Below are 8,901 nucleotides of genomic sequence, written 5' to 3'. Positions count from 1 at the left end.
GACCCCGCCCTTGGTGGAGGCCTGGACACCGGAGGTGGCCGGTCCGATCCAGCCGTTGGCGCCCAGGGCGCTGCGCAGGGCAGCGGCTCCCGGATGGTCCTGGGACACGGTCGACGGCGCACTGCTGCTTCCCCCCTGCGGGGTGGAGCCCTGCGCCTTCGCGATGGCGCGGATGGCGCCGAGCTTGGAGTAGCCGACGTTGCCGGGGCAGGTGGTGTAGCCGACGTCCCGGTGCCCGAGGATGCGGGGCATGGAGATGGTGGAGCCGGCCTGGTAGCGCTCAGTGGTCCACACGTGCAGGCCGGCCCAGCCGGTGACATCGGAGATGCCGGCGCGCTTGAGGAACCATCCGGCCATCTTGCCCACAGCGCTCAGCTGGGCGTCCGAGGGGGAGACCGTGCTGTAGTCCCCCATCATGGAGATGCCCATGGTGCCGGTGTTGACGCCTCGGGCGTGCGCCCCGATGCTCATCGTGCCAGCCGGTGCCGCCACGGAGCCGGAGCGCCCCTCGAAGACCGTGCCGAACTTGTCGACGAGGAAGTTGTAGCCGATGTCGCCCCAGTCCAGGACGACCGCGTGGTAGTAGTAGATGCCCCGCACGATGGAGGCGGACTGGCCGGCTGAGTAGCTGTTGGTGCCTGCGGTGTGGTGAACGACGACGTGGCCGGCGCTCGCGTACTCGGGATCCCAGCTCATGTAGGAGGCCTTGGCCCCCCACTCGGCCCGGGTGGTCACCGCGACCGGCAGACCGTTGGCGGTTGTGGCAGCCGGTGCGACGGCGGGCGCAGCGACTGATACAGCAGCCGGCACGGCAGCCGGCTGGGTGCCCCACGCCGGGCTCACGGATGGCGCCGTGGCCGCCGGCTCCACCTGAGCGCCCTGGGGCTGGGAGGCGGCGGTCTCCTCAATGACGGGGGTCGGTGCGGCCTGAGTGGTCGTGAGGTCATCGGCATCGAGGACCTCCTCGCCCTGCGGGCGGGAGGGAACCAGGGCCAGCTTGAGCCCGGCGGGAAGCGAGCTGCCGACGACGGAGGCCTGGATCGCATCGGCCCCGCCGGTGACGAACTCCCCCGTTGCGGAGGTGGCGCGGTCGTCGCGGCCGGCGTCGGCCGCCTCATTGAGGTACCAGGGTGACCAGGCCCCGTTCTCCCGCACGCGCAGGTAGATGCGCACACCTTCGGGCAGGTCGGCGCCGCCGGCCCAGGTGAAGCCGGCGACGAAGAAGCGGTCAACCTCGAGCGGGTCGGTCAGCAGGGTGGCGTCCGCCTGCGGGTCCGTGGCCGCCGGCAGGATCGACGCAGCCGGCGCGCCGGCTGCGCCCGTCGTCTGAGTGAGGGCGAGCACGGCAGCGGATGCGCCGAGCACCGGCGCCGCACTCACCGAGGCGGCATCGGCGGAGCCGGCCTCCTCCCCCGCCGAGGTCTGGACGTCGTCGAGCCCCGACTGCCCGACCTCGGTGGCCTGCCCGCTAGCGGTGGTCAGATCGAGGATCTGCACCGGCGCGGGGGTCTCGCCCTGGCCACTGGAGTCGCCGGCGTCCGGCGCGGCGCCGGCCGAGGGAACCAGGCTTGACAGGAGCAGTGAGGTCAGGGCGATGAGCCCGGCGGACCGACACACACATGCGCGGGTGCTGAGCCCACTGGCATGGCCACTGAGGCGATGGCCGCCGCGAGGGGCGATGCGGCCGAGAGCGCGAGGGACGTTCATGGGGTTCCTTTGAGGTGATACCGACGGGCGTCCATCAGGCCTCACCATCAGAACCGACGACGCGCTCCCTCGAGAAGCACGAAATCAAATTTCTGAGCAATTTTCAAGAGATCGCTGATAGTTTACTGATAGTTACGGTGGATGTTCGACGGCGGCGGTGGCGTCGGCGCCCAGAATCCCATCCGCTCCCCGTCCACTCCTCATCTTTTCTTGAGGTTCCGCGGTTTTACCGCTTCACGACGCGACTATTGCAATCCGGTCTCACCGACCCGGAGCCCTCAGGCCGGCTGCACCGGCCCGGCGGCCGCACCCCACAAGCCGCCCATGGGCTCGAGCGAGCTCCTGTGGCATGATGGCGTCGGCCATGATGGGCGCTCAGCGCCCCCAGTTCCCACGTATCGGAGCGAGTCCTATGCACGTCCTCATCACCGGAGGCGCCGGCTTCATCGGCGCCAACTTCGTCCACCAGACCCTGGTGCGCCACCCCGACGCCACCGTCACCGTCCTGGACAAGCTCACCTACGCCGGGAACAAGGGATCGCTGGCGGACCTGGGTGACCGCGTCACGCTCGTCGTCGGGGACATCGCCGACGCCGACGCCGTCGACCCGCTCGTGGCCCAGGCCGACGTCGTCGTCCACTTCGCGGCCGAGTCGCACAATGACAACTCGCTTCGCGACCCCTCCCCCTTCATCCAGACCAACCTCGTGGGCACCTTCACCCTCCTGGAGGCAGTGCGCCGCCACAAGGTGCGCTTCCACCACATCTCCACCGACGAGGTCTACGGGGACCTGGAGCTGGACGACCCGGCCAAGTTCGAGCCGACGACGCCCTACAACCCCTCCTCCCCCTACTCCTCGTCCAAGGCCGGCAGCGACCTGCTCGTGCGCGCCTGGGTGCGCTCCTTCGGCGTGGAGGCCACGATCTCCAACTGCTCGAACAACTACGGGCCCTACCAGCACATCGAGAAGTTCATCCCGCGTCAGGTCACCAACCTCATCGACGGCGTGCGCCCCAAGCTCTACGGCGCCGGTGAGAACGTGCGCGACTGGATCCACGTCCTGGACCACAACGACGCCGTGTGGGACATCATCGAGAAGGGCCGCATCGGCGAGACCTACCTCATCGGCGCCAACGGCGAGAAGAACAACAAGGAGGTCGTCGAGCTGATCCTGGAGCTCATGGGCCACGCTCCCGACGACTACGAGCACGTCGCCGACCGCCCCGGCCACGACATGCGCTACGCCATCGACAACTCCAAGCTGGTCGAGGAGCTCGGCTGGGCGCCGAAGTTCACCGACTTCCGCTCCGGCCTGCAGGCCACCATCGACTGGTACCGGGACAACGAGGCCTGGTGGCGCCCGCTCAAGGCCGAGGTCGAGGCGAAGTACGCCGCCCAGGGGCAGTAACGTAATACTGCTCAGTAGCTCGTTCTTGTGTGGGGTCCCCGGGTCACGGGGGCCCCACAGTCGTCTCACCGGCGCCCGTCCAGACACCCGGGCGACTCGGACGGCTCGCTGCTACGGACGTGAGACAGCTGGATAGGCGAGATAGGCCAGACGAGCGGTGTTGGCCCTCGCACGACGCAGCCCCGACTGAATGACTCCGAGCATCATCCACAAGAAGCCCATGGTCACCAGGCCGATGCTCAGGAAGAGGGTGGGGAAGCGCGGGACGTTTCCGAACTCCAGGAAGTGCCACACGATCGGGATCCCCAGGGCGACGGCGACCACCCAGGTGAGGAAGCCGAGCGTGCCGTAGAAGAGGACCGGGCGCTCGTCGCGCACGAGCCTGGCGATGAGGGCCAGAATCTTGAAGCCGTCGGAGAAGGTGTTGAGCTTGGACTCCGTACCGGCGGCGCGCTCTTTGAAGCCGACCGGGACCTCGATCTGGGGTACGCGCAGGGTGGCGGCGTGGACTGTCAGCTCGGTCTCGATCTCGAACTCGCGGCTCATTGCGGGGAAGGACTTGACGAACCGGCGGGAGAAGACTCGGTAGCCGGAGAGCATGTCGGTGACGTGGGTGCCGAAGACCCGGGATGTCAGGCGGTTGAAGGCCTTGTTGCCGGCCTCGTGCCCGGGCCGGTAGGAGCTCTTCTCCTGCACGTCGCGGCGAACGCCCAGCACATGATCGTAAGGGCCCTTGAGAAGAGTCGCGATCATGGAGGGCAGGGCTGCGGCGTCGTAGGTGTCGTCGCCGTCGATCATGACGTAGACGTCGGCCTCGACGTCGGCGAAGGCCCGACGGACCACGTTGCCCTTGCCCTTGCGCTCCTCGCGACGGACGATGGCGCCGGCGGCGGCCGCGACCTCGGCGGTGCGGTCGGTGGAGTGGTTGTCGTAGACGTAGACGCGCATCGCGGGGACGGCCGTCAGGAGGTCGGTGACGACCTTCCCGATCGCGCCCTCCTCGTTGTAGCACGGGACGATCGCTGCGATGTCGAGGCTGGAAAGATCCACCTGGTTCCAATCCGGACGGGAGCCGAGCAGGCGCTATTCTAGCGGCACCCGCGCCCAGGCCGGTGATTGTGCTGGTGACGCGGGTGCTCATGCGCTTGTCATGCGTCCCCCGACTGGAGAACAACGCCCGTGCCCCTGCCTCTGCCGACCTGGCTCCTCCCCTCTCGATCCGACCATTGCGAAGGTTCTGTGGGCCCGTCTCAAGACCCGGCGGGAGGAAGGACCCGTCGTCGACGGGCGGTGGCGTCAGCGCTCTTCGCGATCGCCTTCGCGGCCGTGGATGCCGTCTCACAGGTGGTGGGCCGGGTCCAGCCGGCAACCAGGACCCTCGCTCAGGGGTCCTTGACTCCAGCGCGACTCTTGACGGCACTGGTCCTCAGCGGCGCTGTGTGCTGGGGCTTCCTGGCACTGGTCGACCTTGCCGCACGACGTCGGGCTCGCAGGTCCCAGAGCACCGACGAGCGGCCGGGGGACGGGAGGTCGAGCCGTCGCCGTCTGGCGCTGACGGCCTTCCTGGTGCCGCTCGTGTGCTGGACCTTCGTGTACGCGCACCTGTGGCCGATGGCCTCGATGAACGACACGGCCTGGATCCTGCGCAACCCGACCGGTGCCGGGGCACAGCACCCCATCACCTACACCCTGACGATCGGCGGCCTGTTCCGTCTGGGGCGACTGGTCGGAGGCGATCTGGCCGGCGTCGTGCTGCTGTCGGTGGGACAGATGCTGCTGTGGGCCGCGTGCGTAAGTGCCGTCACGGTCTTTCTGGACCGCAAGGGCGCCTCGCGCCGCATGACCGGGGTCTTCATCGCCTACTGCGCGCTCATGCCGCTGGTGGCCGACTACTCCTTCGCCGTGGTCAAGGACGCGGCCTTCTCCCTCTTCGCCACCCTGCTCATCCCGGTGCTGCTGGTGGTGCGTTCCAGTGCTGGGAAGGTGCTGCTGAGCCGACGCGGCACGGCGGTGGTCGTGGCGGTCCTGGTGGGTTTCGCGCTCATGCGTAATAATGCCCTGCCGGTGGTTCTGGTGGTCCTCGCTCTGGTGGTGTGGTGGTCGCGGGTGCACCTGCGCCGGGCGGTGGCGGTGAGCGCCGTCGCCCTGGTACTCATTGTCATTCCACCGGCGACGACGGCGCAGGCATCGCACGCCGAGGAGGCACTGGGGATCCCGCTGCAGATGGTCGGTTACACCCTGGTCCACGATGCCCAGTGCCTGCCGCCGGCCAGCCGACAGGTCTTCGACAACGTCCTGGCCCCCGAGGCCTGGAAACAGGCCTACCGACCCAACAGCGTCGACCCCGTCAAGGACGACAAGTCCTTCAATACCGCCCACCTCGATGCACATCGCGGCCAGTTCCTGTCCGCCTGGGGGCGGGCACTGGTGGCTTGCCCCAGACCTTTCGTCACCGGATTCCTGGTACAGACCGCCAACCTGTGGCGCTTCGACGCCGATCCGATCCGCACCGACGGACAGTCCCGCTTCGTGACTGCGGTCTCGAACTACCCGGCCGATCGGGACCGGCTGATCCGTGCCTACGCCCGGGCAGGCGTCGTCAACCACTCACTCCTGCCCCGGCTGCTGCGGCCGGTGGGGGACGCCGCCGTGCGGGGCATGGAGGTCACGCCGGGCCCGGGAACCTGGATGTGGGTGGTGGCTCTGAGCGTGGTGGGGTTCGTCTACGCCGGGCGACGCGAGTGGGTGGCGATCTACACCCCCATGGTCCTGCTGTGGGCGACGCTCATGATCGCGGCACCCACGGTCACGCCCTTCCGCTACATGGAGTCCATCATCATGGTGGTGCCGATCGGGCTCGCCGTCCTGCTGGGCACCGACCGCGCCACCTGGGAGCCGGCTCCTCCATCCACGAGGAACAGCCACAAGCAATGATACTAGCGGGCAAAGCCGTATCAGGTGAGGCAGGTTCTTGCCGCCATCGAGAAGAAAGGAGAGACGGAGAAATGAGTACAGCCGTCGACACTGCGAAGTACAGCTTCCGCGTGACATGGTCAGCGGAGGATGACGAGTTCGTCGCCACCTGCACCGAGTTTCCTTCACTCTCCTGGTTGGCCGGAACCCCTGAGCTGGCGTTGTCTGGTTTACGCAACCTTGTCAGCGAGGTGGTCGCCGACCTCCTTGCGTCGGGGGAAGCGGCGCCAGAGCCTCTATCGACCCGTCACTACTCGGGCAAGTTCCAGCTGCGCCTCGGCGAGGATCTGCACCGACGCCTGGCCATGGAAGCAGCAGAGCAGTCCACCAGTTTGAATCAGTATGTCGTACGAAAGCTGGCCACAGCCTCCTGAAGTACCCTCGTGAACCATCCGCTATCACCCCTGTGAGGAGATTCCCGTGATCCGCATCGTCGCCACGTTCCATGTCCGCCCCGACGCCGTTGAGGAGTTCCGCGCACTCGCCGGTGAGCTCGTGGAGGGCTCGCGGGCGGAGGAGGGCAATATCGCCTACGACCTGTGCGTGGCCCGGGACGATGCGGCCTCCTTCGTCGTGCTCGAGGTGTGGCGCGACGACGCCGCGATCGAGTCCCACAACGCCTCGGCGCACTTCACGACCCTGGTGCCCCGGATGGTGGGCCTCTCCGCCGAGCCACCGTCAGTGGTCCAGTACATCGAGGCCTGAGTACGGGGTCAGGGGACCGTCAGCCGTATCAGCCGCAGGCCGTGATGCGCCACAGGGAGGTGCTGCCCTCGGAGTCGATGAGCTCGAGCCCCTCGGTGGGGACCTGGGTCAGGCTCGCGTCCCACCGCAGGGGGGCGGCGCCAGTGACCGAGCCCGAGGCCGTCGCATCCGAGCTGCTGTAGAAGTAGCGCACGCCCAGCTGGTTGAGGAGTGCGCAGGTCTGGGAGTCCTTCTGCCCCAGGGCGGGCCAGGCTGAGGCGAGGGAGGCCTCCGGGGTGCCCGGTGCAGCCGCGGCGCGCATCGGGTAGACGACGTGCACCCCGCCCAGGGACCACAGGTGGGCGGCCCCCCTCGACGGCGCCCCCAGGACGACGGCGTCGTCGGGCAGCCGGCTCCGGGAGCGCTGAATGAGTGTGATGGCGTCCTCGGTGAGCAGGGTCCCGTACTGAATGCGCTGCGGATCGTAGACCGAGGCGACGAGGGCGCGCTCCACGGGGACTCGCGCCGCCACCGGCAGGAGCACGAGCGCGACCATCATGGCGGCCGCCGTCCGCCCCGGCCGCACTTCGCCCAGTCGCGAGGCCGTCCGGCGCAGCACCGCCCACAGTCGTTGCCCGGGCTGCCCGGCACCGCCCTGGGCCACGAGGATCAGAGAGGGCAGGATGGCCAGAGGGAGGATTCGGGCCTTCTGCAGGTACCAGGGTGAGCCGAGCTGCCGACCCACCCACTGCGGCCCCCCTGTCAGGACCAGGAGGGCCAGCGCCAGCAGCCACATGACAAGCCAGGGGCGCTGGTCTCGCCGCGAGCGCGCCCACCACGCCGACCCCAGGGTGAGCAGGCCAAACACGACCCCGATGGGCACGGTGGCTCCGGGGACCGACCCGTACATCGGCAGGTCGATGAGCGCCTGACCCAGGGTCGCCACGGCGCCGGCCACTCCCCCGGCAGGACGCTCGTAGCCCAGGACGGAGGCCAGGGAACCGCGCATGAGCCAGGCCCCCGTGGCCAGGGCCAGCAGCGTCCCGGCCGCCCCTGCCACCAGGAGGGCTTGGCCGCCCCTCCTGCCGGCGCTGCGGCGCCACAAGGAGGCGACGACGTCGGCCAGGAAAGGCAGGGTAAGGATCGCCAGGTTGAACAGACCGGTGCCATGCGCGGCCACCACGCCTCCGGCGACGGCCAGCATGAGAAGGACCCATGTCAGGTGAAGGCGCCTCGATACGGCGCCTTCACGCAGCTGGTCGTAGAGCACGAGGGCGCCAGGGAGCCCCAGGACGCTCAGGGCATAGGGCCACACCGCCAGCGAGGTCATGAGCAGCAAAGGAAAACCCACGAGCCCAGCGCTGAGCGCGAGCACTGCGGCGACCGAGCACACCTGTTGCCGCCGGTCGGCACCGTCACCGACCGAGCCGGAGGCGGAGTCGAGGCCGGTGACCCGGACCAGTAGTCCCAGAAGGCTCAGCGGCCAGATCACGGCAGTCAGAGCCAGGATCCCGGCGGTACTGGCCGAGACCGGGCCGCCCGGCGCCAGCGCCACAGCCCCGTGCCACACGGTGGGGTAGTAGATGGCGCGGCCCGAGTAGAGGGACGACAGTCCCCCCAGCATGGAGGCGTTGCCCCCTTCTCGGATGGCCGCCACCGCGTTGAGGTGGAAGGTCGCATCGAAGGCCTGCGCGGGGTAGTCGGGGCCCGGCAGACTGGACAGGATCACTCCAGCCGGCACGACGACGGCCACGGTCAGACCACCGGCCAGGATCATCTGCTCGGCCCGGCTCCATGGCGTCCTCTGACACTCTGGCCCCGCCGCAGGGCCGGCGAGCAGGTGCATGAGAAGGGTTGAGCCGACGCTCAGGGCGGCGATGACCACCCAGCCCCAGGGACGCCACGTCAGCGCCAGGGCGCGGGTGAGGATCTCCGCGACCCCGATGAGCGCCGAGCCGATGGCCGGGGCCACCGCCAGGGACGGCAGCGCCCCCAGACGGGCGGCTCGTCCGATGACCCAGCCGGGCACGAGCAGCAGGCAGGCCACGACGAGCGTGGCGGCCGCCAGGCTCAAGCCGGAGTCTCCGTTCAGCCCCGCAGCCACGCTCGCAGCCATTCCTACTGCTGGT

The 8,901-nt window shown here is 69.0% G+C and carries 7 protein-coding genes; 4 read left to right on the top strand and 3 right to left on the bottom strand.

Annotation, left to right across the window (positions count from 1 at the left end):
* The coding region (locus BKH20_RS10725; protein WP_075391052.1) for an N-acetylmuramoyl-L-alanine amidase at nt 1-1,707 on the bottom strand (1,707 nt) is incomplete at its 3' end.
* Between the two features lie 412 nt (nt 1,708-2,119).
* On the opposite strand from BKH20_RS10725, the gene rfbB reads away from it, so the two are divergent.
* Nucleotides 2,120-3,115, top strand: a complete 996-nt coding sequence (gene rfbB / locus BKH20_RS10720) for a dTDP-glucose 4,6-dehydratase (RefSeq protein WP_075391051.1) — start codon at nt 2,120-2,122, stop codon at nt 3,113-3,115.
* A 111-nt stretch (nt 3,116-3,226) separates the two neighbouring features.
* On the opposite strand, the gene BKH20_RS10715 is transcribed toward rfbB, so the two are convergent.
* On the bottom strand, nt 3,227-4,165 hold the full coding sequence (locus BKH20_RS10715; RefSeq protein ID WP_070660342.1) for a glycosyltransferase: 939 nt from the start codon (nt 4,163-4,165) through the stop codon (nt 3,227-3,229).
* Between the two features lie 189 nt (nt 4,166-4,354).
* Between BKH20_RS10715 and BKH20_RS10710 the strand changes: the two genes are divergently transcribed.
* The 3 genes from BKH20_RS10710 to BKH20_RS10700 all read left to right on the top strand — a co-directional run bounded on the left by BKH20_RS10710 (nt 4,355) and on the right by BKH20_RS10700 (nt 6,793).
* Nucleotides 4,355-6,049 carry a DUF6020 family protein gene (locus BKH20_RS10710; RefSeq protein WP_256693146.1) on the top strand — a complete coding sequence of 565 codons (1,695 nt, stop codon included), beginning with the start codon at nt 4,355-4,357 and terminating at the stop codon, nt 6,047-6,049.
* 71 nt (nt 6,050-6,120) lie between these two features.
* Entirely contained in the window at nt 6,121-6,462 is a 342-nt protein-coding gene (locus BKH20_RS10705; RefSeq protein ID WP_070660353.1) for a type II toxin-antitoxin system HicB family antitoxin, read from the top strand.
* A gap of 46 nt (nt 6,463-6,508) precedes the next feature.
* Nucleotides 6,509-6,793 (top strand): putative quinol monooxygenase, encoded by a 285-nt coding sequence (locus BKH20_RS10700; RefSeq protein WP_075391049.1) that lies wholly within the window; start codon nt 6,509-6,511, stop codon nt 6,791-6,793.
* A 28-nt stretch (nt 6,794-6,821) separates the two neighbouring features.
* On the opposite strand, the gene BKH20_RS10695 is transcribed toward BKH20_RS10700, so the two are convergent.
* Nucleotides 6,822-8,888 (bottom strand): DUF6541 family protein, encoded by a 2,067-nt coding sequence (locus tag BKH20_RS10695; protein ID WP_075391048.1) that lies wholly within the window; start codon nt 8,886-8,888, stop codon nt 6,822-6,824.
* Between the last annotated feature and the right edge of the window lie 13 nt (nt 8,889-8,901).

Origin of the sequence: Actinomyces oris, from assembly GCF_001937445.1 — a bacterium.
Classification (GTDB): domain Bacteria; phylum Actinomycetota; class Actinomycetes; order Actinomycetales; family Actinomycetaceae; genus Actinomyces; species Actinomyces acetigenes.
This window is presented reverse-complemented; position numbering and strand designations above follow the sequence as displayed.